Source organism: Halobaculum gomorrense (assembly GCF_900129775.1).
In the GTDB taxonomy this organism is placed as follows: domain Archaea; phylum Halobacteriota; class Halobacteria; order Halobacteriales; family Haloferacaceae; genus Halobaculum; species Halobaculum gomorrense.
This window is the reverse complement of record NZ_FQWV01000002.1, coordinates 33,501-59,297: the sequence shown is the minus strand read 5'-3', so window position 1 is coordinate 59,297 and position 25,797 is coordinate 33,501. Positions and strand designations below refer to the sequence as shown.

General features: G+C 65.8%; 27 protein-coding genes, 2 tRNA genes and 1 pseudogene. 15 read left to right on the top strand and 15 right to left on the bottom strand.

What is annotated here, in order from left to right:
- Window positions 1-28 precede the first annotated feature (28 nt).
- On the bottom strand, window positions 29-1,141 hold the full coding sequence (locus tag BUE16_RS03860) for an extracellular solute-binding protein (RefSeq protein WP_079991479.1): 1,113 nt from the start codon (window positions 1,139-1,141) through the stop codon (window positions 29-31).
- A gap of 185 nt (window positions 1,142-1,326) precedes the next feature.
- Between BUE16_RS03860 and BUE16_RS03855 the strand changes: the two genes are divergently transcribed.
- The gene (locus BUE16_RS03855) at window positions 1,327-2,094 is read left to right on the top strand and encodes a TOBE domain-containing protein (RefSeq protein WP_073307123.1); all 768 of its coding nucleotides are present in this window, start codon (window positions 1,327-1,329) and stop codon (window positions 2,092-2,094) included.
- Window positions 2,095-2,138: 44 nt separating this feature from the next.
- Here BUE16_RS03855 and BUE16_RS03850 read toward each other — a convergent pair whose 3' ends face one another.
- Complete coding sequence (locus tag BUE16_RS03850) at window positions 2,139-3,020, bottom strand: dihydrodipicolinate synthase family protein (RefSeq protein WP_073307122.1); 882 nt, start codon at window positions 3,018-3,020, stop codon at window positions 2,139-2,141.
- A gap of 317 nt (window positions 3,021-3,337) precedes the next feature.
- On the bottom strand, window positions 3,338-3,994 hold the full coding sequence (locus BUE16_RS03845) for a potassium channel family protein (protein WP_073307121.1): 657 nt from the start codon (window positions 3,992-3,994) through the stop codon (window positions 3,338-3,340).
- A gap of 153 nt (window positions 3,995-4,147) precedes the next feature.
- Here BUE16_RS03845 and BUE16_RS03840 point away from each other — a divergent pair, with 153 nt between their 5' ends.
- The 6 genes and pseudogenes from BUE16_RS03840 to BUE16_RS03815 all read left to right on the top strand — a co-directional run bounded on the left by BUE16_RS03840 (window position 4,148) and on the right by BUE16_RS03815 (window position 10,068).
- Window positions 4,148-4,756, top strand: a complete 609-nt coding sequence (locus BUE16_RS03840) for a metal-dependent hydrolase (RefSeq protein ID WP_143165359.1) — start codon at window positions 4,148-4,150, stop codon at window positions 4,754-4,756.
- Window positions 4,757-4,843: 87 nt separating this feature from the next.
- Window positions 4,844-5,167 (top strand): annotated as a pseudogene (locus BUE16_RS03835) (cupin domain-containing protein); the annotation flags it as partial.
- Window positions 5,168-5,352: 185 nt separating this feature from the next.
- The gene (locus BUE16_RS03830) at window positions 5,353-6,006 is read left to right on the top strand and encodes a VOC family protein (protein WP_073307119.1); all 654 of its coding nucleotides are present in this window, start codon (window positions 5,353-5,355) and stop codon (window positions 6,004-6,006) included.
- Between the two features lie 187 nt (window positions 6,007-6,193).
- Window positions 6,194-7,129, top strand: coding sequence for a UbiA family prenyltransferase (locus BUE16_RS03825; RefSeq protein ID WP_073307118.1), 936 nt, complete (start codon window positions 6,194-6,196; stop codon window positions 7,127-7,129).
- 83 nt (window positions 7,130-7,212) lie between these two features.
- Window positions 7,213-8,910 carry a histidine kinase N-terminal 7TM domain-containing protein gene (locus tag BUE16_RS03820; protein ID WP_073307117.1) on the top strand — a complete coding sequence of 566 codons (1,698 nt, stop codon included), beginning with the start codon at window positions 7,213-7,215 and terminating at the stop codon, window positions 8,908-8,910.
- 150 nt (window positions 8,911-9,060) lie between these two features.
- Entirely contained in the window at window positions 9,061-10,068 is a 1,008-nt protein-coding gene (locus tag BUE16_RS03815; RefSeq protein WP_073307116.1) for a tyrosine-type recombinase/integrase, read from the top strand.
- 78 nt (window positions 10,069-10,146) lie between these two features.
- Here the strand turns inward: BUE16_RS03815 and BUE16_RS16230 are convergent, their stop codons facing one another.
- The gene (locus BUE16_RS16230; RefSeq protein WP_143165358.1) at window positions 10,147-10,467 is read right to left on the bottom strand and encodes a hypothetical protein; all 321 of its coding nucleotides are present in this window, start codon (window positions 10,465-10,467) and stop codon (window positions 10,147-10,149) included.
- Window positions 10,464-11,762, bottom strand: coding sequence for a pentapeptide repeat-containing protein (locus tag BUE16_RS16225; protein WP_143165357.1), 1,299 nt, complete (start codon window positions 11,760-11,762; stop codon window positions 10,464-10,466). Before BUE16_RS16225 ends, BUE16_RS16230 begins: the two co-directional genes overlap by 4 nt.
- Before the next feature lie 172 nt (window positions 11,763-11,934).
- On the opposite strand from BUE16_RS16225, the gene BUE16_RS03800 reads away from it, so the two are divergent.
- Together BUE16_RS03800 and BUE16_RS16220 are read left to right on the top strand one after the other, a co-directional pair.
- Window positions 11,935-12,780 (top strand): HNH endonuclease, encoded by an 846-nt coding sequence (locus tag BUE16_RS03800; RefSeq protein ID WP_073307115.1) that lies wholly within the window; start codon window positions 11,935-11,937, stop codon window positions 12,778-12,780.
- Window positions 12,781-12,984: 204 nt separating this feature from the next.
- On the top strand, window positions 12,985-14,469 hold the full coding sequence (locus tag BUE16_RS16220; protein WP_143165356.1) for a HEPN domain-containing protein: 1,485 nt from the start codon (window positions 12,985-12,987) through the stop codon (window positions 14,467-14,469).
- Between the two features lie 130 nt (window positions 14,470-14,599).
- On the opposite strand, the gene BUE16_RS16215 is transcribed toward BUE16_RS16220, so the two are convergent.
- The 4 genes from BUE16_RS16215 to BUE16_RS03780 form a co-directional block, all read right to left on the bottom strand.
- Entirely contained in the window at window positions 14,600-14,908 is a 309-nt protein-coding gene (locus BUE16_RS16215; RefSeq protein WP_143165355.1) for a hypothetical protein, read from the bottom strand.
- 221 nt (window positions 14,909-15,129) lie between these two features.
- Window positions 15,130-15,798 carry a hypothetical protein gene (locus BUE16_RS03790; RefSeq protein ID WP_073307113.1) on the bottom strand — a complete coding sequence of 223 codons (669 nt, stop codon included), beginning with the start codon at window positions 15,796-15,798 and terminating at the stop codon, window positions 15,130-15,132.
- A 430-nt stretch (window positions 15,799-16,228) separates the two neighbouring features.
- A tRNA-Thr gene (locus BUE16_RS03785) sits at window positions 16,229-16,300 on the bottom strand.
- Between the two features lie 127 nt (window positions 16,301-16,427).
- On the bottom strand, window positions 16,428-17,093 hold the full coding sequence (locus BUE16_RS03780; RefSeq protein ID WP_073307112.1) for a DUF7114 family protein: 666 nt from the start codon (window positions 17,091-17,093) through the stop codon (window positions 16,428-16,430).
- Between the two features lie 60 nt (window positions 17,094-17,153).
- On the opposite strand from BUE16_RS03780, the gene BUE16_RS03775 reads away from it, so the two are divergent.
- Complete coding sequence (locus BUE16_RS03775) at window positions 17,154-17,834, top strand: enoyl-CoA hydratase/isomerase family protein (protein ID WP_073307111.1); 681 nt, start codon at window positions 17,154-17,156, stop codon at window positions 17,832-17,834.
- A 45-nt stretch (window positions 17,835-17,879) separates the two neighbouring features.
- Window positions 17,880-18,455: a DUF3105 domain-containing protein gene (locus BUE16_RS03770; RefSeq protein ID WP_073307110.1), complete on the top strand. Its 576-nt coding sequence runs from the start codon at window positions 17,880-17,882 to the stop codon at window positions 18,453-18,455.
- Between the two features lie 34 nt (window positions 18,456-18,489).
- On the opposite strand, the gene BUE16_RS16210 is transcribed toward BUE16_RS03770, so the two are convergent.
- From BUE16_RS16210 to BUE16_RS03750, 3 genes are all read right to left on the bottom strand, one after another.
- Complete coding sequence (locus tag BUE16_RS16210) at window positions 18,490-19,113, bottom strand: hypothetical protein (RefSeq protein WP_143165354.1); 624 nt, start codon at window positions 19,111-19,113, stop codon at window positions 18,490-18,492.
- Window positions 19,114-19,339: 226 nt separating this feature from the next.
- Window positions 19,340-19,846, bottom strand: coding sequence for a hypothetical protein (locus BUE16_RS03755; protein WP_073307107.1), 507 nt, complete (start codon window positions 19,844-19,846; stop codon window positions 19,340-19,342).
- Window positions 19,847-19,953: 107 nt separating this feature from the next.
- Window positions 19,954-20,787, bottom strand: coding sequence for an NAD+ synthase (locus BUE16_RS03750; RefSeq protein ID WP_073307106.1), 834 nt, complete (start codon window positions 20,785-20,787; stop codon window positions 19,954-19,956).
- A gap of 203 nt (window positions 20,788-20,990) precedes the next feature.
- On the opposite strand from BUE16_RS03750, the gene BUE16_RS03745 reads away from it, so the two are divergent.
- From BUE16_RS03745 to BUE16_RS03735, 3 genes are all read left to right on the top strand, one after another.
- Window positions 20,991-21,061 (top strand) — tRNA-Gly (locus BUE16_RS03745).
- Window positions 21,062-21,269: 208 nt separating this feature from the next.
- Window positions 21,270-21,635, top strand: a complete 366-nt coding sequence (locus BUE16_RS03740; RefSeq protein ID WP_073307105.1) for a DsrE family protein — start codon at window positions 21,270-21,272, stop codon at window positions 21,633-21,635.
- 104 nt (window positions 21,636-21,739) lie between these two features.
- A complete protein-coding gene (locus BUE16_RS03735; RefSeq protein ID WP_073307104.1) occupies window positions 21,740-22,000 on the top strand; it encodes a hypothetical protein in 261 nt (86 codons plus the stop codon).
- Here the strand turns inward: BUE16_RS03735 and BUE16_RS03730 are convergent, their stop codons facing one another.
- Together BUE16_RS03730 and BUE16_RS03725 are read right to left on the bottom strand one after the other, a co-directional pair.
- On the bottom strand, window positions 22,001-22,798 hold the full coding sequence (locus tag BUE16_RS03730) for an Nmad3 family putative nucleotide modification protein (protein ID WP_073307103.1): 798 nt from the start codon (window positions 22,796-22,798) through the stop codon (window positions 22,001-22,003). It lies immediately after the preceding gene.
- A gap of 101 nt (window positions 22,799-22,899) precedes the next feature.
- On the bottom strand, window positions 22,900-23,529 hold the full coding sequence (locus tag BUE16_RS03725) for a non-canonical purine NTP pyrophosphatase (RefSeq protein WP_073307102.1): 630 nt from the start codon (window positions 23,527-23,529) through the stop codon (window positions 22,900-22,902).
- A gap of 165 nt (window positions 23,530-23,694) precedes the next feature.
- Here BUE16_RS03725 and BUE16_RS03720 point away from each other — a divergent pair, with 165 nt between their 5' ends.
- On the top strand, window positions 23,695-24,402 hold the full coding sequence (locus BUE16_RS03720) for a DUF7119 family protein (RefSeq protein ID WP_073307101.1): 708 nt from the start codon (window positions 23,695-23,697) through the stop codon (window positions 24,400-24,402).
- Window positions 24,403-24,470: 68 nt separating this feature from the next.
- On the opposite strand, the gene BUE16_RS03715 is transcribed toward BUE16_RS03720, so the two are convergent.
- Window positions 24,471-25,748, bottom strand: a complete 1,278-nt coding sequence (locus BUE16_RS03715) for a M20/M25/M40 family metallo-hydrolase (RefSeq protein WP_073307100.1) — start codon at window positions 25,746-25,748, stop codon at window positions 24,471-24,473.
- Between the last annotated feature and the right edge of the window lie 49 nt (window positions 25,749-25,797).

Below are 25,797 nucleotides of genomic sequence, written 5' to 3'. Positions count from 1 at the left end.
TCATGAAATACGATGTCCTTCGCTGCGCCTACAGCTCCAGCGGGCCGAGCGTCTCCTGCGCGCTCGCGACCTGCATGACGTTCTCCGGCACGGCGTCCTCGCCGCTGGCGGGGACGACGATGGGATCCACCGGCTGAAGCCCCTGATCCCGGAGGATCTGTCGACCCGGCTCGGTGCCGAAGTACTCGACCCACTTGGCGCCCGCGTTGGGCGACGGCGCGACGCTCGGGACGGTGATCCCGTAGGCGATCGGCGCGCCCGTGAACGTCCCCGAGTCCGTCTCGACGGTCGCCTTCGCGTAGTGTTGGGCGTACTCGCTGGTCGCCCGCGAGAGGTCGACCGCCGGCTGGAGGTCGATGAACGGGAGCCCGGAGGTGCTGGAGATCGACTGGTAGTAGATCGCGTAGTCCAGTTCGCCGGATTCGAGCTGTCCCTCCAGGTTCGTCTCGGTGCCCGTCGGAACGACGGTGTTGCTCATGAGCGCCTCCCGGGTGGCGTCGTCGTACAGCCGCTCGCCCTGGAACTCCTCGGCGCCCAGTTGGAGCGACATCACCGCGCGGTAGCCGCCGGGGTCGATCGCGGGGTCCGAGTGGCCGATGGTGACCCCGTCGCGCGAGAGCACGTCCCACCAGTTATCCTTCGAGATCTCGTCGGCGCCGGGGGAGTCCTCGCGGTACTGGATCGACATTGCGTTCGTCGTGAAGATCGCGTACCAGTTCCCGTACTCCGGCAGCACCCGGTTGCGGATGAGGCGGAAGTCCGAGACGCCCAGCACCGACGCGACGCGACCCTGCTGGGTGATCTTCTGGGTCGAGGCGACCGACCCCTGCGCTTCGCGGGTCACGTCGACGCCGTACTCCTCCTCGAACTGGGGCTCGGCCGCCGAGAACGGCGGCGCGAGCGAGCCCGCGTGGAAGATCGTCATCGAGTCCTCCAGGTCCATCCCCGAGCCGGACGTGGTGGCGTCGCCGCCACCGGTGTTCATCCCCCCGGACGCCGACGTGGCCGTCGAGTCTCCGGATCCGCCACCGCCGCCGGTGCAGCCCGCGAGACCGACCGCCGCCGCCGTCGCGCCCGCGGTCGCCAGGAACGATCGCCTGTCGGTCGCACCGGTCCCGTCGCCGTTCCGTTGTTTCGACATGGGAACAACGATCGGCCACTGACGTATATAGTTGTGGGAATCGGTTACGCCCGGCGCGTGAGCGCGGTTTCGCGGAACCGGTTCTCGTTCCGCCGACGACGATGGACCGGGCAGGCGGCGGATAGCGGCGCGCAACTGATCGCGGCGCGCAACGGTTTTCCGGCGGGTCGTCGAACCCGAGACCGATGGGATCGCACGGGAACGCGGGATCGGGCGACGGCGAGGGCACCGCCGGGTTCGAGGCGAGCCTCACCGCCGGGGAGGCGACGTTCGACGGCCGCGACGCCGCCCTCCTGCGCGCCATCGCTGCCGCGGGGTCGGTCAGCGGCGCCGCGAGCGACCTTGGTCGCTCGCGGGCGCGGGCACTCTCGCGGCTGGAGGCGCTGGAGGCCGCCTTCGGCGACCTGGTCGAGCGGCGCCGCGGCGGCGCCGACGGCGGGGGGAGCCGACTCACCGGGAACGCCGAGGCGCTGTTGGCGCGGTTCGCGCGGCTGACAGCCGCGCTGGCGGGGACTGCCGGCGCCGCCGAGTCGGTGTTCGACGGGACCGTGACTGGGCGCGAGGGAGAACTCGCGGTCGTCGACACCGGCGCCGGGACGCTGCGGGCGCTCGCGGTGGGCGACTCGGAGCCGGGCTCCGGCGACGCGGTGCAGGTGAGCGTCCGCGCCGACGCCGTGACGCTGCACGACCCGAGCGAGACCCCCTCCCCGGACGCGACGAGCGCGCGCAACCGCTTCTCGGGCGTTGCCTCGGCGGTCGACCGCGGGGACGCCGTCGTCGATGTCCGGGTCGACGTGGGCGCGGGCGACCCGCTGGCGGCGCTGGTGACGGTCGACAGCGCCGACCGCCTCGGACTGCGCGAGGGGAGCGAGGTGGTCGCGTCATTCAAGGCGACGGCGACGCGGGCGACCCGCACGGGCGCCGGCGACGGAGCGGCCGCTCGGGAGCGGTAGCGACGGAACGACGGAACGGGGGAGCAGCGGGGGCGGACCGAGCCTCAGCGGTCGATGCGCAGGTCCGCGAGTTCGTCGAGCAGGTCGTCGAGCGCCGCCCGTGCGTCCTCGTCGACCGGGCGGTGCGGCGAGCGGGCGTGGCCCGCAGGCGCGCCGCGCTGGCGCATCGCGTACTTCAGCCCGGGGATGCCGTAGTCGGCGGTAACCGCGTGGTTCAACTCGACGCAGGCGGCGGTGAGCTCGCGGGCGTGCTCGTCGTCGCCCGCCTCGCTCGCCTCGTAGACCGCGGTCGTCGCCTCCGGCGCGACGTTGGCGAGCGCGAGCACGCCGCCGGTCCCGCCGGCCGCGAGCGCCTGCCCGAGGACGCCGCCGGCGCCGACCATGAGGTCGAAGTCGGCGTCGGCGGTGCGCTCGCGGATCCGCTGGAACGCCGCGATGTCGCCCGACGAGTCCTTCATGCCCGCGACGTTCGGATGCTCGGCGAGTCGGCCGACCGTCTCCGGTTCCAGCGTCACGTCGGTGAACACCGGCACCGAGTAGAGATACACCGGGATCGCCGCCGCGTCGGCGACCTCACGGTAGTACGCGGCCAGGGTCGACTGGTCGTGACCGTAGTAGAACGGCGTCACCACGAACGCGGCGTCGGCGCCGGCGTCGGCCGCGGCCTCCGTCGCCACGAGCGTCTCCCGCTTCCCGGGACTACCCGTGCCCGCGAGCACCGGCACCGACGCCTCCGCGGCGACGATCTCGATCGCGCGGGCCCGCTCTTCGGCGGTCATGAGTTCGGCCTCGCTGTTCGACCCGCAGGGGACGAGGAAGTCGACGCCGCGGGCTTCGACCCAGCCGACGAGGTCGCGCAGGGCGTCCTCATCGAGGTCGGCGTCGGCGTCGAACGGCGTGACGAGCGGCGGTCCGGTTCCGTGCATGGGGGGTGCGTCGACAGCCGGGGTCAAGAGCGTTCCCGTCGATCGCCGAGAGGAGGGAACGGCGAAGTGCGCGGCCACCGAAATCGGGTCGTCCGGGCGTCTGACGGACGGGTCCCGTCTGACGCGGCTTTATGAACCGAGACCCGAACCCGGCGAACGGGCGCGAGACCGTCCGTCGTTTCTCGACCGTCGACCGCGAGTCGGCTCGCGAGGACGCGTCGGCGTCGAGCGCCGCACACGCTCACCCGAAATCCGCGTCGCAGGCCCGCGGACCCGGATCCGCCTGCCAGGGCCTCGCCCTGTCTTTTTCCCCACCCTCACTCGCCGAGCAGCGCCGCGCGCACGTCGGAGACCCGCTCGGTCTCGGCGAGCACGGCGAGCCGGTCGCCCGCCTCGACAGTGATCCCGGGAAGCGGGATCGTGAGCGGCTCTCTGGCTCGACCGTGGGCGTACACACGACCGCCATCGACGGAGAGGTCGTTGACGTGCCCGCCGATCACGGGAGAGTCGTCTTCGACCGCGATCGTCACGAGTTGGAGTTGCTCGGTGAGGTCGCCGATGGCGTTGAAGTTCCCCCCGAGCATGGCGGTCTTCGCGCCCGCGGCGCCGAGACGCTCCGGGTAGATGATCTCGTCGACCGCGCCCTCGAACTCGTCGTAGATCTCCTCGTGGAAGTCCTCGGAGACGCGCATCACGGTCCGACAGTCGACCAGCTCCCTCGCCTCCATGCAGATCTCGAAGTTCAGCTTCGGGTCGCCCGTGATCGCGCCGACCGCGTCGGCCGCCGCCGCGTCCGCCTCGGCCAACACCGCCGGATTCGAGCCGTCACCCTCGACGACCCGCAGCCCGCGGTCCCGCGCGCGCTCGACTTTCGTGTGGTCGTTGTCGACGACGGTCACGTCGTGGCCCTCCTCGTCGAGCACTCGCGTGGTCCGGGCGCCGACCCGACCGTATCCCACAATGACGATGTTCATGCTGTGGTATGACACGTCATGGCACAAAGCGCTATCGCCGACGCCGCAGCCTCAGCTCGGGGACGACCCGGACGCAGCCGCGCACGTCGGTAGCATCGGCGCGCTAGCACGGAACACGTCCAGCTTTTCAGCCTCGGCCGCCTGATTTCGGCCATGATGGCAACGACCCACGCCCTCCTCGGCGTGGTCGTCGGGCTCGGGACGCTCGCGCTCGCGCCGGAGGCCGGACCCGTCGTGCTGGCGGGAGCGCTGGGCGGGATCGCGCCCGACCTCGACCTGCTCGGCGACCACCGGAAGGACCTCCACTTCCCGGGGTACGGCACGTTCGCGGCTGCGCTGGCGGTCGCCGTCGCCGCGGTCGCGCCGTCGCCGGCGACGCTGTCGCTCGCGGCGTTCCTCGTCGCGGCCGCGCTGCATGCGGTCTCGGACATCCTCGGCGGGGACCTCACGCTCCGGCCGTGGGAGGCGACGGGCGACCGGGCGGTGTACGAGCACCTCCGCGGGCGGTGGCACCCGCCCCGCCGATGGATCCGCTACGACGGCGCGCCGGAAGACTTCCTCGTCGGCCTCGCGCTCGCGCTCCCGGCGGCGGCGACCCTCGACGGCCCGGCGCGGGCGGCGATCGTCGGACTCGTCGTCGTCTCCGCGGTGTACACGCTCGCGCGCCGGTCGCTCGTGGACGCGGGAGAGCGCATCGTCGCGGCCGTGCCGGAGTCGGTGCTCACGGTCGTGCCGGAGACGCTCGTCGAGGACCTGCGATAGCGCGCGGCCGCCGAGATCCGACCGTCGCCGGCCGGGAAGCCGCCGCGCCGCCGACGCCTTTTCGCCCTCCGACGACGACGACCGGGTATGCAGACGGTGACCCTCACTGAGGGCTTCGACTCTTTCGAGGAACCGTGGTCCCCACGCCTCGCCGCCGAGTTGAACGGACAGGCGGTGAAGCTCGCCCGCCTCGACGGCGAGTTCGTCTGGCACAGCCACCCCGACGCGGACGAGTTGTTCTGGGTCGTCGAGGGCGGTCCGCTGGACGTTGAGTTCCGCGACGCCCCGACCGAGACCCTCGTGCCCGGCGAGCTGCTCGTCGTCCCCGCGGGCGTCGAACACCGCCCCGTGGCGCGCGAGGCGGCGAAGGTGGCGCTGTTCGAGCCGGCCGGCACCGAGAACACCGGCGACGCCGGCGACACCGGGGACGGTCGGACCAACGACGTGACCGAGTTGGCGACCGGCGTGAGCCGCGGGCGGGTCGCGAGCGGCGGCGCCGGCGCTCCCGACGGGACGGCCGACGACGGGGACGCAGAGGGGAGCCGGTGACACCGATGTCAGCGAGCGGCTAAGTGGCCGGCGACCGTAGCCGGAGTATGGCAACGGACGACAGCAACACCGAGGTACCCGCCGACCAGTCAGACGTCCCCGTGACCGCCGAGCGCCCCGACGACAGCGTGCTGCGGACCACGGGCACCGACCACATCACGCTCATCGGGAGCAACAAGGAGGAGACGGTGGCGTTCTACCGCGACGTGCTCGGGATGCCGCTGGTGATGCGCCAGCCGAATCTCGACGCGCCGGAGGTGACGCACCTGTTCTTCGACAGCGGCGACGGCCGCATCATCACGTTCTTCGTCGAGGAGGGGCGCGAGAACGCGCCCGGCCAGCGCCCCGGGATCGGCGCGGTTCACCACCTCGCGTTCAGCATCGAGGCCGAGGAGCTACCCGACATCAAGGAGGCGCTCTCCGAACACGGCCACCGCTTCAGCGAGTTCGACCGCGGCGCGTTCCACTCGTTGTACACCCGCGACCACAACGGTCTCACCATCGAGCTCGTCGTCGACAAGTACGAGCTCCCCGACGACCGCCGTGGCGAGGTGATGGCGCTCGCGCAGTCGAAGCGCGTCGCCGCCGGCGACGACTACGTCGACGACGAACACATGGCGGCCGCCATCGAGGAGCTGGGCCTCGACGTGGTGAAAAACGAGGTCCCCGACGCCGCGACCGGAACCGGCATCGACGGCTGACGCCGACGACCCTCACTTCGACCGGGCGACCGAGTATACGTACGTTGGGTATCGCCGAGGGTTTTTATATCCGTCCGAACCCGATTCAATTCAGTGTCACAAACACCAGAATTTTTATCAGAGTGCGAAGATGGTTCCTCCAGGGGTCTGCCGGCGGCACGACGGCCGGCGAGTCCAGCAATCACACATGTCTCAAGAACCCACCTACGCGTCGGACGAGCGCGGCGCGAACGGCCGGACCGAGCGGATCGTCGAACTGCTGACCAGTACGGGCGAGCGCGCCGGAACCGCGCTCGTGTACAGCTCCGCGTATCTGGCGGCGATCGCGACGGTCGAGGTGGCGATCGCGATGGCGTTGCTGTCGTTGTCGCCGAACCCGGCGCCCGTGGTCGTCGGGCTGGTGACGTTCGCGGTGTACACCAACGACCGCGTCGCCGACGCGGACACCGACGCCGTCTCCGACCCCGAGCGGGCGGCGTTCGTCCGCCGGCACCGCGACGCGCTGTATCTGCTGGCCTCGATCGCCTACGGGCTCGCGGTCGCGATATCGGTGCTCGGGGGACCGGTCGCGCTCGCGGTGACGCTGCTGCCGGGCGTATTTTGGGTCGCGTACGCCGCCGACTGGATCCCGAACGTCAGCCCCCACGTCCGCCGGCTAAAGGAGGTGCTCGTCGTCAACTCCCTCGTCGTCGCGCTCGCGTGGGCGACGACGCTGACCGCGCTCCCGGTCGCGTTCACCGACGCGGCGATCACGCCGGGGACGGCGGTCGTGTTCGCGTACTTCCTGCTGCGCTCGTTCGTGGACACGGAGATCCCGAACGTCGGCGACATCGAGGCCGACCGCGCGATCGGCGTTGCGACGCTCCCGGTCGCGTTCGGCGTCCCGGCGACGCGGCGGGCGCTGTACGCCGTCGACCTGCTCACGGTCGTGCTCGTCGCCGCTGCGGTAGTCACGGGCGTGCTGGCGACCGGCCCCGCGGTCGCGCTCGGCGCCGGGGTGGCGTACTCGCTGGTCGTCACGGGGCTGCTCGGCCGCGTCGACACCGACGCGCTCGAGCTGGCGTCGGAGTGTGAGTATCTCGTCGTCGCCGCCGCGCTGGTGGGACCGCTCCTGGTGGCGTAGGCGGGCCGTCGGTCGATCTGTCATATCGTCGCGCGCTGCGCGACGGCGGAATTTATTACGGTGCTCTCCACAGCAGAGGGTACGTGCTCCCGTCTGGAACGCTGACGGCAGTGATGCTGGTCGCCGTCGTCGTGGGGATGACCGCCGCGCTGCTTGCGTGGCGCGAGCGCCAGGAACCGGGAGCGGTGCCACTGACGGCCATGCTGGCCGGGCAGGTCTGGTGGTCGGTGTTCTTCATCTTCGAGTACCACGCGCCCACGCTCGCCGAGAAGGTGTTCTACTCGGACGTTCAGTGGGTCGGCGTCGTCGTCATCCCGGTCGCCTGGCTCCTGTTCGCCCTGGAGTACACGGGCCGCGATCGCTACGTCCGCCCGCGATACATCGCGCTCTTGTCGCTCGTTCCGGCCGTCACGGTCGTCCTCGCGGCGACGAACGACTACCACGACCTCCTGTACCTCGACACCCGGCTCGTCACCGAGGGCGGTCGGGTGGTGCTCGACCGCGTCGGCGGACCCTGGTACTGGGTGATCACCGGCTACACCTATCTCCTCGGGCTGCTCGGGTCGATCCCGCTGCTGGGGCTGGTGCGCAGCGACGCGGTCCCGTTCCGGGGGCAGAGCCTCGGCCTGCTTGTCGGGACGCTCGCGCCGTGGGCGAGCAACGTGCTGTTCCTGGTCGGGGCGGTTCCGGTGCCGAATCTCGACCCGACGCCGGTGTTCTTCGCGGTCTCCGGGGTGGCGTACCTCGGCGCCATCACCCGCTTTCGCCTGTTGGGAACGAGCCCGTCCGCGAACCACCGGGCGCGCCGGTTGGTGTTCGAGCGGATGCGCGAGGGCGCGGTCGTCGTCGACCGCCACGACTACGTCGTCGACATGAACGAGCAGGCCGCCGAGATCCTCGACATCGACCCACGGGACGTGCTGGGGGACCCGGCCACCGAGGTGATCCCCCGGTACGAGCACCTGCCGGAGGAGGGGCGCGCCTCCCGACACCTGACGCTCGGCGAGGGGATTCAGACCCGCCAGTACGACGCGACGGTGACCGCTGTCGACGACTTCCACGGCCGCTCGCTGGGGGGCGTCATCTCGTTTCACGACGTGAGCGACCACCTCCGCCGGCAGCAGCGCCTCGAGGTGCTCAACCGCGTGCTCCGACACAACATCCGCACGGAGACGAACCTCATCTACGGCAACGCGGACCTCATCGACGCGGAGGGCGACCACGTCGACGCGATCAAGGCGGGCGCGATGCGGATCGAGGAGATCAGCGACAAGGCCCGCGACGTGATCGATATCTTCGAGCGCGGCCGCCAGTCCGGCCGGTCGCTGACGCTGTCGGGCGTCCTCGAGGAGTGTGTCGCGACGCTGCGCGAGGAGTACCCGTCGGTCACGGTCGACCTCGAGATCGAGTCGGCGGTCGACTCCGTGGACGCCTCCGGCGCCGCGGTGTCTCCGGTGCTCACCTCCGTCGTGAAGAACGTCGTCGAGAACGCCGCCGAGCACAACGACGCGGCCGACCCGTGGGTCCGAATCCGGGCGACCTGCGCCGAGGAGACTGTCGAGATCAGCGTCGCCGACAACGGCCCCGGGATCAGCGACCACGAGCGGACCGCACTCGAACGGGGCAACGAGACCCCGCTCGATCACGGGAGCGGACTCGGACTGTGGCTCATCGCCTGGGGAGCTGAGATGGCCGACGGCGACCTGGAGATCGACGACCGGGAGGGCGGCGGCACCGTGGTGACGGTGCGCGTGCCGCGGCTGGCGCCGGTGGAGGAGTGACAACAGGAGTGACGAGGGAGGGACGGACGCGGTCGGTGTGAACGCAAAAAAAGCCTAGGCCGGGATTTGAACCCGGGCTCTCGTCCGCCGGGCGTTTCACGCCCTGTGTACCCGGACGACCCGTTTACGCAGGCTGTACCCAGATAGCCTATGAGCCTGAAACCGACGCCGCCGCACGAAGCCAAGAACCGATTCCTCAACGACAAGAAGCCGGGCGTCACGCGGAAGACGCTCAAGAACTACCGCACCTGTCTCCGGCAGTTCTGCGACTGGCTGGACGACCAGCAACTCACGAACCTGAACGACCTCGACAGCGAACTCATCCAGCGGTACAAGGAGTTCCGGCTATCCAAGGTCAAGGTCATCACGGCTCGTCAGGATATGATGACCATCAAGCAGTTCATCGAGTTCTGCGGGCATATCGCGGCTGTCCCACGGGGGATGGCTGATATGGTTCGGATACCCGCAGTCAGCGAGAACGACGAAATCTGTGACGACCTTCTCACGCGGGACGAAGCCTCCGAGTTGTTGAACTTCCTCGATAAGTTCGAGTACGCCAGCAATCGACACGTCACTCTACTACTCCTCTGGAAGACCGGGATGCGTCTCAGCGGTCTCCGGGCGCTCGACCTCGGAGACTTTGACGAAGGCCGCCCGGCGCTGGAACTCCGTCACCGTCCAACTGAGGGAACGCCGCTCAAAAACAAGGAGCGAAGCGAGCGGGACGTGCTGATAACCCCAGAGGTGGCCGAGGTCGTCCGTGACTACGTCGATATGAACCGGAAGGACGTCACCGACGATCACGGCAGAGAGCCGCTACTGACGTCCAAGAGCGGGCGCATCGTTGAGACGACCATACAGCGGTACGTCTACACGGCGACCCGTCCATGCTACTACAACGGCGGAAGCTGTCCGTTCGACCGAAATCCCGAAGAGTGTGAGGCTATGTCGTGGAACGCCTCTTGCAAATGTCCCGGTTCGGTCAGCCCTCACGCCCTTCGCCGGGGCTACGTCACGGCGGCGCGGAACGCAGGGCAACCCAAGGACGTTACCGGGGAACGGGTCAACATGAGCGGGAAAGTGCTTGATAAGCACTACGATAAGGGGTCGAGTGCGGAGAAAGCCGAGAGACGACGAAGCTACATAAGAGACATTTGAGTTCTAATCATAATAATTTTGGACTTTACTTAACTTTACCAATTGAAGTTATATTCTACCATATTATACTAATATTATTTAACTTTCTTCTAGTTCCACAGCCTCTTCTCCATCTTGTGATGATGTGCCAACGTCTTGGCTACTTTCCATAGTCGATTCTTGTTGAGATGTTTGACCTCTATCTTGAGCAGTTCTATGTGGTGTTTCTGCTATAAACACGCATATTGCTGCTAAACCTCCGAAAAGTCCAGATAGAATCAAATTTTCTAACATTAACAGGGTTAAAGAAGGGGAAACAATACCGATAACCTCGTATGTAAGGTAAAAAAGACCAGCAAACCCACCATTCACTAACCCCCAAATTCTCCAAGCCCGAGTAGATAACCCAAATAAACTCATCGAATCCCCTCATTTGATAGAAAGCTATAGAAAGATAACAAAGAAGAAGCAAGGGCGAAAAGTATGACAAGGTAAGAAAGATACATTCCCTTATATAAATTGAAGTAGAGGGATGTAACCAAAGCAGATGTCAGAAGTATCGTAGTGGCCCCTATCGCAATTGGAAGGAATCTTTTGATGGTAAGTCCCCGGGGCAGAGTGGTGTTCGAGAGATTGGCTGATCGTATATTGACCGCAGACAGGTTACTATTCGAGAGATCGATATTCTGTAAGATAGTGCTCTCGAAATTAGCACCTGAGAAATCAGAATTGGAAACATCTGCATCAGTGAGATCGGCATAGGACAGGTTAACCTCACGAATCTTAGTATTGTGAATAGTAGAGTTTATTAATTTACTCCTTGACAAATCGGCGTTTGTTAAATCTGCCTCAGAAAAATCAGCTGACGAGAAGTCTACTCCTGAAAAATTTCCTTCGATTAAATTAGATTGGCTGAAATCTGCGTTATTGAAGCTTGACCCGACAAAGTCAGAATCAGATAGATTGGCATTTGTGAATTTTGCACCACTAAGATCAGCTTTTCTCCCAGCAACGCCTTTTAATAACGCCTCAGAGAAATCAACTCTACCGAGTTCAGATTCAGAGATATTCCAATTACGTATATCGGATTCTGTGAGATCTTCCCATCCGCCCGTTGATCGAGAAAGGTCTGCACCTTGCAAATTTGCACGACTAAATTGAGCACCTCTGATGTTGGTATCGACAAGGTCGGCGAATGGTAATCGAGTATCACTGAAGTTAGCTCCCGAAATATCTGCTCCAGCCAGGTCAGCATGTATCAACTCAGACCCCGAAAAATCAGAAGTAGCTAAATTCGACATAGAAAGATCGGCGCTGTGTAAATCAGCTTGGTTTATGATTGCATCAGATAGATTAGCGCCTCTAAGATTGATGGAGGATAGCCCTGCTCTTGAGAGATTTGCCTCTACTAAGTTCGCATCGGCGAGGTTGGTATTATCTAGAACAGCTCTGTTCAGTATTGCCTTCGCTAATGAGCATTCATAAAACGAAATCCATGACAAGTCTGCACCGACTAATCGCGCTCCATCTAAGCGCTCAGGATACTCAGATCGGCTATCTTCTAGTTCTTCACTCGGCTTATCTTCAACATCTGCATGCCAGATACACTGATCTGTCTCCCTCCAGGTGGGGCGCCAGCAACAAAAACCGCCAAGTCCCTCAGGTAAGTCCTCTGAATCTAGAGAGAACCTGCATCGGTCGTCGGAATTATCCATTTGTTCGGGAGATTAACAGCGAGGTTTAAAAATTGTCTCGTTGGCTTCTATATTCATTAGTGCCGGTCTCCTCGTCGATACGCAGGAGGGGATTGCACAATTGATTATTTTGAGTCCCGGTAGTTAAAACACATTGAATAGAATAATTATCCATTAGTTGTTCTATGTCCACATGGAGATTAGTGACGTCCCCCTGAATCCCAATTTTACAGTGGGGAATCAGTACCTCCGAAAAGAACTCCACGATCAATTCAGGGGACAACGCCAGTATGGAATCTCAACCCCTTCTTCGGAGTCATTCATATTCGTCTTCACTGACCCAGACTCCGAGGAACATGGATATAGTGATCGATTCCTCGATAACGGACTCTTTGTCTATTCTGGTGAAGGGCGAGTCGGTGATATGACTCTAGACGGCGGGAACGGACGTATTCTCAATCACAAAGAGAATGGGGATTCTCTACTCGTCTTCGAAAAGGTAGGTGAGCAGAACGGAGCCGACGTAGTGACTTATGATGGAGAGTACGAGTACGTAGACCACTACTGGGAACGTGCCCCGGACGACAACGATGAGATGCGTGACGCTGTTCGATTCAAATTGAGTCCGAAAGGGGGTCTTGATACGGACTTAGACGAGTCAGAAGTGAATAATCTCTCTAAAGAAGAGTTGTTCAAACGGGCCAAAGAGAGCGCACCAGGGAAGTCAGTTTCATCCACAAGCGGTACAAGAACATCGTATACGCGGAGCGATCTTGTTCGAGACTTCGCTCTTCGTATGTCGGAAGGGGTTTGTCAAGCGTGTATGGAGGATGCACCATTTATTTCTAAGGCCGGTGAGCCGTTTCTGGAAGTTCATCACCTCTACCGGGTCAGCGATGGGGGAGTAGACGACCCTGAAAACGTAATTGCCATCTGCCCGAACTGCCATCGGGAAGTCCACAACGGACAGCACGGAGACGAATTAAATGACAGTCTCATCGAGAAAGCAGAAACCCGAAACCAGCGTCTTCAACCGTGAATTGTGGCTCTGTTGAAATCCTCTTCACGTCTTGCGATTTGCTGAGAGGCTAGTTTCCAACCGTACCGACGAAAACCGGTGGGGAGAGTCGCTCTTCCCAATGTCAACTCTGAAGGATTTCAACAGAGCCTGAATTGTCTAAGTTGGACTTCACTTTATCAATAGAGCCACAATTTGAAGACAACGAGGTACACTCGTCCTATTATGGACAGTCAAGATGAATTGAAGAAGCGGGTAAGAGGGTGCGTAGAGGATTTTGCCAAGACTGTCCGTGAGGAGCAGGATTTCGTTCCCAAACTCCGGATTGCCGCAGGAGATCGGATGGACAGAAAAGAGACGACTATCGATGAGCCCTCCCGGATTATTACGTTCTATTCCTCACGCCAGCAGGAGTTCTTCAAAGAGACCGCAGAGTGGATGCACACGACCGGGAACGGATTTGGTCTTAATGAGCCTGCTGACCACGACGAAGACGTAGTATTTCTTGGTGCACCGGAGGACTACGAGCCCCCGGAGGAACCTAATCTATTCCCCTACGTTAACGCACTTTTCAACTTCGCTGGCACAGTGATGGATTATTCAGGAGGTTACGTGGTCACAGATGAAGGGTTCAATCGGGCATACGAGGAGCACTGGCTTCCGAAGTATGAGACCGGGCTGGAAACATTCGAAATTATCATTCCACTCCACCTATTCAATATCCCAAGAGACGACGAGGCAGTTATCGAATTATCTCCAGAATTTGAACTCCGTCGAAGACGGCACAATTACTATCGAGTTGAGTCTCTTCGTATCTGCCCTATTACTGATTCGGAAAGGCGGGGAATCCATACGTCATCAGCAGGTGGAGGGGAGCAGTTCAATCTAAACCCTGTTGACGCCTGTGAGTACAAAATCCATGCAGAAATAGCGGCACGAGAACCTGAAGGAACACTCTATGACCCCGGTGAAGAAGTTGGAGAGCGATTAGCGACAGCACTTCGGCTCTTTGACCCTGACCCAGAAACAGGTGATCTAGTCGTTGGCACTACCTTCCGGCGAGAGCCAAACTGGCTAGAATTCAGAGAGGGTATTCCGGATTTCACGGTGATCGGAGACGCACATAAAGACCGAACACAACGGCAAGAAGCATACCTGTTGTATCCAGACTCGGTTGAAGAGTTTACTGAGTTCTGGGAGCGTCACTGCCAACGGATTCGTCTCGATAAGGACGGTCAGTTCACCCGTTCAATTCAGAGGTTCAACGAGATCTGGTCGAAGAGGTTCTACGAAGACCAACTCCTTGATTGTCTAATCGGGCTGGAAGGGCTCCTTCTCCAAGGAGTCGGGTCAGGGAGTTCAATCACCCTTCGACTCAAATTGCGTGGAGGTCAGATATTGCAGGATAGACTCCCCTACGAAAGAGAGTACATCCAGAAGTTCCTACAAGACATCTACTCGCTTAGGGGAGACATCGTTCACGAGAACCAGTATCTCGCAGATGTGTTAGACCAAAATAACCGTTTGAAGGTATTAGACGAGGAGTTTGACCATCCGAAAGACGTAGTGGCTGAAGCACGCCGATTCATGGGCGCATCCGTCGTCGCATACATGGATTTGGCCGAGAAGACAGGGTTGAGTATAGACAAGATTGGTGAGAAGATGGACGAAGCGGCTCTCGATGTGAACTCGGCAGAGTTGTTCGATTAGTCGTGAGGTCGCCACATACAGCAGGAACGCGCTACTCAACGGCGGTTATCACATCAATCCGGCCATTAGCAGAGGAAGTACGTAACTCCGTTCGAGAAAATGGGTCATTTTGCCGAGCGCGAAAGGGGCCTTATCCGAGCCAATAGACTGTCGCCTTTTCACCGTCGAGCTCGGGACAAACTGTCTCGCCCGTAGAATAGTGAGGCAGGCCGATAACGGCTTCATGAGAGTTGAGAGAGTCCCGCTTAACCGTGAAGCAGTTTCCTTCATCGTCATTCTCACCAGACTTTTTGAGATACGTCACGGTCACAACCTCGCCAGTGTCGTCAGCAGGAAGAATCGAGATGCCGGTAGAGTGGTATGGGAGGGTAAATCGCTCCCCGACACGAACTGTCTCACTTCGCCAACGGTAGTCCTCGGGAACGATTTGGATGGTCATTCGAGGATGAGTCAGCGACGAGAGTACTAATCTGTCTCGCCCTCTCGAATCCAAAACGGCGGGAAGCCCTGACTTTGATCGGGGCCTCCAAGCCGAAAGGCGCGTTCTTGCAGCCTTTGAACTTCCAATCCGGTGAATTTCCGATTGAAGGAGCGCGTTCTCGCAGATTTGGGCGTTACGTGAGAAGAAGTTTCGGGGGCTCCACCGACTTCCCCTTGTCCTCACCAAGAGGAATGGTCAAACCCATATATACCCCCTTCCCCGATGCCTGCTTCATCGTGGAAGGGGTCTTCGTCGATCAAGAGCATTGACTTAGGCTCGCGCTCGGCTTCCTCCGCAAAGTTGGGGATTCCGTTTCGGAGGTGGTGTTGTACCTTCCCGTATCGGCTTACGATGTCGCTCGGGTCACAGACGAACATCCGAGCATAGCGATTGGCCAGTGGAACGCCGTTTTCATCATGTTTCTGTGGATGGAAAGGCCGGCCTGCTTTGACAGCCACGTACAAGCAGACGGCCACAGCAGTCACATCCTTACGTTCCCCCTTGATTCGGTCGGGATGGACGTAGAAGTACCCAGACTTGGCACGGGACGCCTGTGCGGACGTGAGCCCGATTTGGAACGCGACGTTCTCGATGAGATCGACGTTGTCCGCGCGGGTAAAGTAGGGCTTGTTCGTCCGCTTGCCGTTTCGGATACCCCGATGAAGTTGCTCCATATAGGTGAGTTGTGCTTTCTTGTTCGAGAAGCGGAACGCATCGGGGTTCATCCACGTCTCATCGCCGTTCCAATACTCATCAACCCCTTTCTCCCACGGGTAGAACTTGGTCGCATAGTTTGTGTCGCAGTGGTGCAGATCGCTATACGTATGACTCGTGTCTGCTTCGCTCATAGGTAGTTACGAGGAGAACGAGTACCTCTCGTCCGTATCCCCCATCACGACTTATTCGGAGTATATACCTGTATCGCCGGTTCCGATGAAACCGTACTACGGCGGCGTCATGGGAGATGAGGAGGGGTCTACGTTTCTGCCACTCTGGAAGGGCCCTTACAAGTTCTACAAACCGCCCCCATAGGGGATACCCGAGAGTTATCGACCTCCCGGAATGAACGGGGCGTTCCCGCCGCGTTCGACTCGCCGCGCTCGGCGTCCTTTTGCAGAATCGCCGCACGCAGTCGCCGGACTGCGCTTGCGGGAGTCCTTCACTGGTGTTGTTTGCGGTGAAACACGCCGAGAAACGGGTGGCCTTCTCGCGCTAATCGGCGACAGAGTTATGCTAGAAGGGCGCTGTGTGCCAATTACAGCCTGCGACGAAGGAGCAAGCCTAGGCCGGGATTTGAACCCGGGCTCTCGTCCTTACCAAGGACGCGCTTTACCGCTAAGCTACCCAGGCGCGAATAGGGATAGCCGGGAGTCGTCTTTAGGCGTTACGATCAGGCGTCGCGAGAGACACGCGGTATCACGGGACGACGACCGGGTCGGCCCGGCCGGTCGTCCGGCGCGGGAGTCGTGCCGACGGCTCAGGTGTCCGCCGACGACGCCACGCGGTCCTCGTCGGCGAGGGCTGCGATCCGGTCGCCGGTGGAGTCCGGCAGCGACCCGACGGGGGGCATTCGGTCGTCGTCGCCGGCGGCCAGCTCCGCGGCGTACGACAGCAGGTCGGCGGGAGCGCTGGCGCCGACGGCGGCGGTGCCGGCGACGACCGCGAGTTCGAACACGTCCGCCTCGAGGTTGCGGTCCAGCGCCGCGGCGTCGGCGGGGGCCGCGTCGCGGCGGCGGGTCTGGTCGCGGCCGAACGCGCGGACCGTCTCGACGGCCTTCTCGGCGGCCGCCGTACGGGCGAGCAGGTAGAAGCCGCGCGAGACGGACACGTCGGCCGCGAGCACGTCGAGGTCGGCGTCGATGTCGCCGGCGGCGTCGAGGTCGGCAGTGGCCCACGGTTCCGTCTGTGAGAGTTCGCGGGTGAGCCGCAGGCCCTCGTAGATGAGCTGGACGCCGGCGGCGTGGTCCTCGACGCCGGCGAGATCAACGTTGGGGTCGAGCGCGCGGGCGGACAAGAGCGTGAGGGCTCCGGGCGTCATCTCCGCGTCGTCGAACCGATCGGTGAGCGCGCTCCGGAGCGCCGCCGGCTCGACATCGCCGACCGCCCGCTCCGCGGCGGTCCGAGTCCGGACGGCGTCATCCATCGACGTTCGGTAGGCCGGGCACACGCAAAGACCTTTGGAAACGGGGGGCTATCCCGTCGCGTGATTCGAACCGAACGGGCCGCCGACGGGGAGTACCGAACCGTGACGATCGACCGCCCCGAGGTCCGAAACGCGCTCACACCGTACGACCTCGACGCGCTGGAGGCCGCCGTCGCCGACGCCGACGAGCCGGTCGTGCTGCTTCGGGGCGCCGGCTCGGCGTTCTGCGCCGGCGCCGACCTCGACGCCGTCGAAGCCCTCGACGATCCCGCCGCGTTCGCCGGGCACGGCCAGCGCGTCGCCGACGCCATCGAGTCGGCGGACGCGGTCGTCGTCGCCGGGGTCGACGGCGCGGCCCGCGGCGGCGGCGTGGAACTGGCGCTCGCGTGCGACCTCCGGGTCGCGACCCTCGAGGCGACGTTCGCGGAATCCGGCGTCTCCTTTGGACTGTTCGGCGCGTGGGGCGGCACCGCCAGGCTCCCCCGGGTGGTCGGGGAGGGCGTCGCCCTCGACATCGCCTGCTCCGCGCGCGTCGTCGACGCCGAGGAGGCGCGAGCGGTCGGACTCGTCTCTCGAGTCGTCTCCGATCCGTCGACCGTCGCGCGGGAGGTCGCAGCCAACGATCCCGAGGCTCTCGCGACCGTGAAGCGGCTCGTCCGCGCGGGCGCCCGGGGCGCGCAGACCGAGCCCGACGAGCGGGAGGCGTTCGCCCGGCTTCACGGCGAGCGCTTCGGGGAGTGACCCGGCACCACAACAGTTGAATCCTCGCGGCCGTGTACTTCGGGTATGACCGACGGACACGACTTCGCGGATCGCCGCTCGCCCTCCCGCCGCCGCGCGCTCGCCGTCGTCGGTGCCGGCGCGGTCGGCGCACTCGCCGGCTGTCTCGGCGGCGGCGACACCTCGCTGCCCGAATCCGGCGATCCCGAACTCCTCGCGGACGTGCGGTCGTTCCCGAACCAGGGGACCGAGCACGTCCAGCGCGGCACCGACGTCGACTACAGCACCCGGCCGCCCACCTCCGGTCCGCACTACGGTGGCGTCGTCGAGGCGGGCTTCTACGAGGAGCCGCAGCCGCTCGGAGACGTGGTTCACACCCTCGAACACGGCGCCGTCGTCGCGTACTACGCGCCCGAGGCGCTGACCGAGAAGGCCCGGTCGAGCCTCCGATCGTGGGCGAACGCCCACACCGGGACGTGGCAGAGCTTCGTCGCGATGCCGTACCCCTACGAGCAGCCGGAAACCCCGTACGCGCTCACCGCGTGGCGCCACCTGCTCGGGATGAACGAGTACGACGCCGACGTCGTGCGAGCGTTCACGGCGGAGTACCTCGGGCGCGGTCCCGAGAACCCGGTTCGATAACGGGGTCGAGAGGGCGATTCGGCGACCCGACCGCTCACGCTGTGGGTCGACGCTCCGGGGTCGGCGCTCCCTGATCCGGCCTGACGCTGGCTCCGCCGAGGAGGTACAGCGGGACCGCCGCGACGACGAACGCGACGGCCGCGAGCGTCAGCAGGACGGGAACGATCAGGAACAGCGTCCCGCCCAGTGCCGTCAGCGGGGCGAGCGCGAGCAGCGCCACGAACAGCGCCGCAGCCAGCCCGACGACCGTTCGGGTGCCGTCGCCCCCGCCCGCGTCCGCACGACCGAGGGCCGCGACCGCCGGAAGGAGCGCCCCGCCCAGCGCGAGCACGGCGTGGACGTCGCCGTCGAGCGCGCGGGCGCCGGCCGCCGCGACAAGCGCGCCGAGGACGATGCTGACGCCGAGCAGCCGACGGACGGTGAGCGTCCGCCGTGCCGCGGGGACGGCAACGGCCGAGCCGAGTCCCAGCGCGACGGTTCCGACGGCGACGCCGAGGAGGAGAGTCCCGGTCGCACCGGGGAGTGTATCGCCCTCAGCGACGAGCGTCGCGACGACGATGACGGCCCCGGCGACGGCGACGCCCCAGCCGAGACGCCGCGGGTCGCGGTCGCGAGCGGGGTCGGCGACCCGGCGGAGCGCGGCCAGCCCCCCGACCACGACGCCGCCGGGGACGAGGACGAACGCGAGGAGGTTGCGGGCGACGACGCCGGCGAGTGTCCCCAGAACCGCGAGGCTCCTGACGAGTCCGGGACGGGCATTCCCGCGGGAGCGAGGACGACGAACGGGCCGTCGCGCACGTCCGGGAGCGCGGTCGCGGTCATCCGGTGGCCGTCGACCTCGCCGAAGCCGCAGGCGACGGTCGTTCTCTCGGGGCCGACGACGGTCAGTTCGTCCGCGCCCAGATCCGTGTAGACGTACGCGCCGAGGTCGTCGCGGAGTAGGTGAGCAGGCTCGTGCCGAGCGGCCCGTCCTCAACGACGCCGAGCGTGTGGTAGCGGATCACGAACGCGCCGTCGCGCACGTCGGCCGCCAGCAACCGGTGGTCGATCCCGTCGCCGTAGCGGACGCCGAAGCTGTCGCCGGCGACGGCGCGGGCGAGCGACGCGTTCTCGGCGAGACGGTCCAGCGCGGATTCGTTCGTCGGGACGACGCGGACCCGCCACGTCGCGGAGTCGTTGCGGTGGACGCGGACGGTCGCCTCGCTCTCGGCGACCCCGGTGTCGAGGCCGTGCTCGGCGGCTGCGTGGACAAAGCCCTCGTCACAAGGCGGACACGCGGAGACGGGTGCGGGGCTGGCGAGCGCTGGGAGGGCCGCGCCGCCGGCGACCAGGAGGATCGCCAGCGCGAGCGCAACGGCCGAACGGAGGGAGGAAGAACGGAAGCGAGACACACCAGACAGGTCCGCTCACGGCGGTAAATCCTTTCTCCCGGAAGACCGGCCAGTCGAGGCCCGGTGGGCGAGCAGAGACCGACGCGAGCCGGCCGCGTCGGGCGGCGCTACAGCGACAACTCGGCGGGTGCAGGCGGCATCGCGCGCTTGTGCTTCGAGGACTCGTACAGTTCCTCGACGCGGGCGACCTGCGCTTCGGTGACGCCGAGCGCGCGGACGGTCGCGGCCGTGGACAGCGGTCCGTCGACGTGGAGCGCGAGCACGGCGTCGAGCGTGTCGTAGTCGAGCCCCAGTTCCTCCTCGTCGGTCTGCCCGCGCCACATCTCGGCGGAGGGCGTCTTCATCACGAGGTCGCGCGGGACGCCGACGTGGGCGGCGAGCTGGCGAACCTGCTGTTTGTAGAGGGTCCCGATCGGGTTGCAGTCGACCGCCCCGTCGCCGTACTTCGTGAAGTAGCCGGTGAGCGCCTCGCTGCGGTTACCCGTGCCGAGGACGATCCGGTCGTCGGCGTTCGCCGCGAAGTAGTTGAGGACGGCCCGCACGCGCACGCGGACGTTGCTTTCGGCCATCCTGTCGTCGGCCGCCCCCGGGAGCGCGTCGTAGAACGCCTCGGCGACGGGTTCGATCTCGATCACGTCGTACTCGATCCCTACGTCCTCGGCGACGCGCTCGGCGTCGCTCATGTTCTCGTCGGTGTTGACCGACCCCGGCATCACCAATCCCCGCAGGCCGTCGGCGCCGAGGGCGTCGACCGCGAGGTGCGCGACTGTTGTCGAGTCGATCCCGCCGGAGAGTCCGATCACCGCCCCCTCGGCGCCCGCGGCGTCGACCTGCTCGGCGATGAAGTCGGTGACGTGGTCGTGCACCCGGTCGAGTTCGGCGTCGGAGAAGCGCAGATCCAGCGGCGTCGATCCCTCGTCCAACAGGACGGATTCGCTCATCGGACACACGTAGGGCGTCGACCGACAAATAGCTCCCTCGTGTCCGCGGATCGTGGACGCGCGTCCAGTTCCGCGGCGACGCCGGCGACCGATTAGTTGAAGTGTTGCGGTGGGATACGTTGAGGTGACTCCGGTCGAGTGCGCCGTTTGCGAGCGATTCTGCGGGAATCGCGAGCCATGGGGCGAACGCACGGAGTACGTGAGCGCCGTTGGTCCAGTGGTAGGACATTAGCTTCCCAAGCTAATAGCCCGGGTTCAATTCCCGGACGGCGCATGACTGTCTCGAACGCCAGTGAGAGACATCATCGCCGACAGGAATTGAAGTAGACTAGTCGCGCGCAGCACAGCGAGCACGTCTGGGCGTGGTTCAATTCCCGGACGGCGCATGACTGTCTCGAACGCCGGCGAGACCCGTCGCCGCCGGCGCACATCCCCCGACTTCGAACGAAACAGCCACGGCGCCGCCGACCGCGATACCCGGTATGCGAACCGTCTTCCACGTCTCCACGGTGGACCAGCTCTCGTACGTCGACGCGAAGGTCACCAACCTCCTCGCCGACGACGCCGTCGACGTGCGCGCCGTCGTGGTCGTCGTCGACAGCCCCGCGGTCGTCGACGCGGCGGCGGAGGGCGACGGGCGCGAGCGCGTCGAGGCCATCCTCGCCGCCGGCGACGGCGAGACCGCCGGCGACAGCGGGGCGGAGACCGCGTTCCGCGTCTGCTCGAACGCACTCCGGGGCGCGACGGCGACGCTCACCGACCTGCCGGCGAGGGTCGAGGCTGCCTCCTCCGGCGTCGGCGAACTCACCCGGCTTCAGGGGGGCGGCTGGGCGTACATCCGCCCGTAGACGCCCGGCCGCCGTCCGCATGGGCCGAGAGCGCCCGCGACGCCGACCGCCGGCGTCGTTCACCGGCGCCAACATATATCACCCCGACGCGACCACAGCGAGATATGCCCCACAAGACCGGTGCCTCCCACGCGATCGCCGCGCTTGCGGCGATGGTGTCGGCCTCGTATCTGAAAGATGTCCTGAAACACGTGGTGAGCGCGCGCGAACTCGTCGCGTACGCCAACGCGGCCGGCGTCCACCTCGTCGGTCAGGTCGGCGTTGCGAGCGCGACGGACACGATCGCCGGCGGTGCCGCAGCCGCGCTCCTCGTGGCCCTCACGTTCGTGTGGGGGTGGGCGTACCACCACAGCGTCATCGGGTGATCAGGTCGGACACCCGTCCGGGTCCGTGTCGATCCGATCGCGCAGCGTCGCGGTCGCGTCGGCGTCGTACCGGAGGACGCGGCGCCACCACGGCCCGTTCCCGGAGTCGTTCGAGAGCTCGGTGACCAGCCGGTTCGCGTCGGCGCCGGCGGCGGGCGTCGACAGCGGGACCGCGCGGTCGAACAGCCGAGAGCCGCCGGAGTCGCCGCGGACGAGCGCGGCGGCGTCGAACGAATCCCGACGGACGTGGGCGTTCGAGGCGAACCGCTCGCGTGTCGCCGCGTCAGCCTCGCGGTACTCGTCCCCGGTGAGCACTTCCGCGACCCGGAACTCGCCGATCAGGAAACACCCCCACTCGGGCGGGAGCCAGTCCGCGCGGTCGGCGCCGTCAGCACGGTGGCCGTCGGCGCGGTCGTCGTCGGCAATCCCGTGGTCGTCGTCGGCAATCCCGTGGTCGTCGTCACCGTCCCGGACGGTCAGCGTCGCGTAGAAGAGGAGCCAGTCGCCCGAGTCCAGCCGCGAGAGCGGTCCGGCCTTCACGCCGTGGGGGTCCCCGTACGTGTACGCCTCCCGGCCGAGCGTGCCCGCGAACTCGGGATCGAGGTGGACGGGCGAATCGACCGCGTCGTCGGGGACGTGCGCGGCGAGGTCGAGATCGGCGTAGGTGGGGATCGCCTCGGCGGTCGGCTCGCGCTCGGGAATCGGCACGTAGACGAACGAGCCGTCCGGGTACACCGGCCCGCGACGACCCGGGAGGTTCGTGTTAGCGGCGACGTTGATGGCGACCGCACGGGGCATACGACCGGGTTGCGGCGGCGACGGCTTAGCGGCGGCGACAGCGTAGCGGAGGCGACAGCGTAGCGGCGGCGACAGCGTAGCGGCGGTCCGAGGCGGCGGCACTACCGCTCGGCGACCCACTCGGCGAACTTCTCCAGCGCCCGTCCGCGGTGGGAGACCGCGTTCTTCTCGGCGGCGCCCATCTCGGCGAGGGTCGCGCCGTCGTACTCGAAGATCGGGTCGTAGCCGAAGCCGCCGTCGCCGCGCGGGTCGACGATCTCGCCGCGGACGACGCCATCGAACAGCTTCACGGGGAGCGGTTCGGTCTCCGCGTCGTCGCGGTCGGCGCCGGTGGCGGCCGCAGCGACGCGGTCGTCGCGGTCGACCGGGTCGGGAGAGGCGTCGAACGGCTCGCCGTCGCAGTACGCGAGCACGCAGCGGAACGACGCGCGAGGGTCGTCGAGTTCGGCGTCGACGAGCCGGCGGACCGCCTCGACGCCGAGCGTGTCCTCGACGTACGCGGAGTACGGGCCGGGAAACCCGTCGAACCCCCGCACGAACAGCCCGGCGTCGTCGACGAGCACCGGCTCGCCGGCGTGACGGTACGCCTCGCGGGCGCCGCGGGCGGCGATCGGTTCCAGGTCGTTGGCCTGGATCTCCGTGTAGTCGAAGTCGAGCTGGGACACCTCGTCGCCGAGGTACTCGCGGGCCTCGCGGACCTTCCCGGGGTTCGTCGTGACGTAGCGGAGCACACCCGCGCTCGGGGCGGCCCGGGCAAAGCCGCGTCGATACGCCGGGCGCGGGGTGCGACGCAGCCGGCGGCGACGCAATCGGCCGCAGATCGGTCGCGTCACAGATCACGGCGAGAAGGACCACCCCCGAGACGCTTTTGCCCCGCCGGGTCACATGGTTCTGTGATGAGTCACGAGCGGCCCGGCGACGACCGTGACGACCAACGCCGAGCGTCTCGCGGGGACCGCCGTCGCGCCGACCGGGAGGCCGAGGTCGGCGAGCCGGTCGTCCGCGGCGACCCGGCCGTCACCGGCGAGCGCGCCGAGCGCGCGGCCCGCTTCGACCCCGACGACCCCGAGAGTCTCGCCGAGGCCGCAGACACGGTCCGCCGGTTCGCCAGCGAGGCCGTCGCCGGCGACGACAACGTCGTCATGCTGCGCGGAGCGGCCGCCTGCGCCGCGCTCGTTCGCGGCCACGGCTCGTACAAGGCCGCCGCCGAGGCCGCCGGCGATGGCGTGCAGGTGTCGTTCATCCGCAAGTGGGCGCGCGTGCACGACCTTCCGGAGTCCATCCGCCGGCACGTCGCCCGCGGCCACATCGCGCCGACGGCCGCCAAGCACATCGCGCGCGTCGCCGGCGAGGCGCGCTTCGACCTCGCATGGGCGGTCCTCGACGCCGATCTCACCGTCCGCGAGGTCCGGCGCGCGGCCAGCGCGGTCAACGACGGCGCGTCCACCGAGGCCGCGCTCCGAGCCGAGGGCGTCACTCCCGGAACCCTCAGCGTTGCTCTCCCGCTGGACGTGTACCGGCGGCTTCGGGACCGCGCATCGCTGGAGAACAGGGAGCCCGGCGACGTAATCGCCGACGCGCTCGACGCGTCGCGAGACCGCTGACCGGATCCAGCGCTCGCCCCACGGCGCGGCCGCGTCGTCAGTCGATCGCGTCTCAGTCGGTCGTGTCGTCAGTCGATCGCATCGCCTGCGAGGAACTGCGCGGCGGCGTCGCGGATCACCTCGCGAGCCGTCTCCACCGCTCCCCAGCGGACCGTCTCGTCGGGGAAGTGCGCGCGGTCGATGCTGCCGGGACCGAACACGACCGTCGGAATCCCGGCGGCGACGTAGTGGCGGTTATCTGCGCCGTACGTCGCGCCCGTTGGATCAGTGTTCGACAGTCCCGCGTCGGACATCGCCGCCTGCAACGATCGGACGACCGGCTCGTCGGCGTCGACCTCGGCGGGTTCGAACAAGATCGAGAAGCGGTCGAACGCGGGCGGGTGCTCGCACAGCCAGTCGTCGTCCGCGACCACCTCGGCGAGGCGCTCCTCGAACTCGGCTTCGACCTCGTCGACCGTCTCGCCGGGCGCGACGCCGATCCGCCATTCGGCGGTCAGCGTCCCCGGCACGGTCGACGCCCACGACCCCGCCTCCACGCGGCCGCAGACGACCGGCCACGGCACCGCGAATTCGTCGTACATCGGATGGGTGACGCGCTCGCACCGCTCGGCCTCAAGATCGGTGAACGCTCGTCGGATCTCCTCGAACAGCGGGATCGTGTCGATACCCTCCAACCGCGTCGCGGCGTGGGCGCTCCGGCCCGCGATCTGCAGGCGCTTCATGACGGTCCCCTCGGTCGCCGTGACGGCGCGCAGTTCCGTCGGCTCCGCGATGAGCGCGGCGTCGCGGTCGAACGGGTACGGCGAGTCGAGCGCCGCCGCGGCCGCCCCGATGCCACCATCCTCCTCGCCGGCGACCGCCTCGACGACGACCCGGCCGTCGAGATCGAGGCCGCCGGACTCGACCGCCTCCCGGAGGTCCACGGCGGCGTGGACGCAGGCGGCGACGGCCGGTTTCATGTCGACGGCGCCCCGGCAGGTCAGCGTCTCGGCGCCGTCGTCGGCCTCGCCCCACACGGGGTCGAACGGGTCGCTCGTCCAGAGGTCGTCGTCCGCGGGCACCACGTCGAGGTGGCCGTTGAGCACGATCGTTCGGCCCGCGTCTGGGTCGCCCAGTTCGAGCACGCCCGCGATGCTGGGGCGACCCGCCGCGTCGATGTCGGCGGGGTCGTCCGGGAACGAGGGATGCTCGGCGAGTCGGTCGGGGTTCGCTTCCCAGGTGTACGTCTCGAAGCCCGCGTCGTCGAGGCGATCGCGGAGCCACTCCGCGGCGGCCGCCTCGTCGCCGTCGGTCGTGTCGAACGAACACAGCCTGGTCGCGAGGTCACGCAGGCCGGGAAGGGCCATGGGTAGTTGTCGCCGGGGAGGGGTAAGGCCGTGTGGGTGGCGGCGGTTG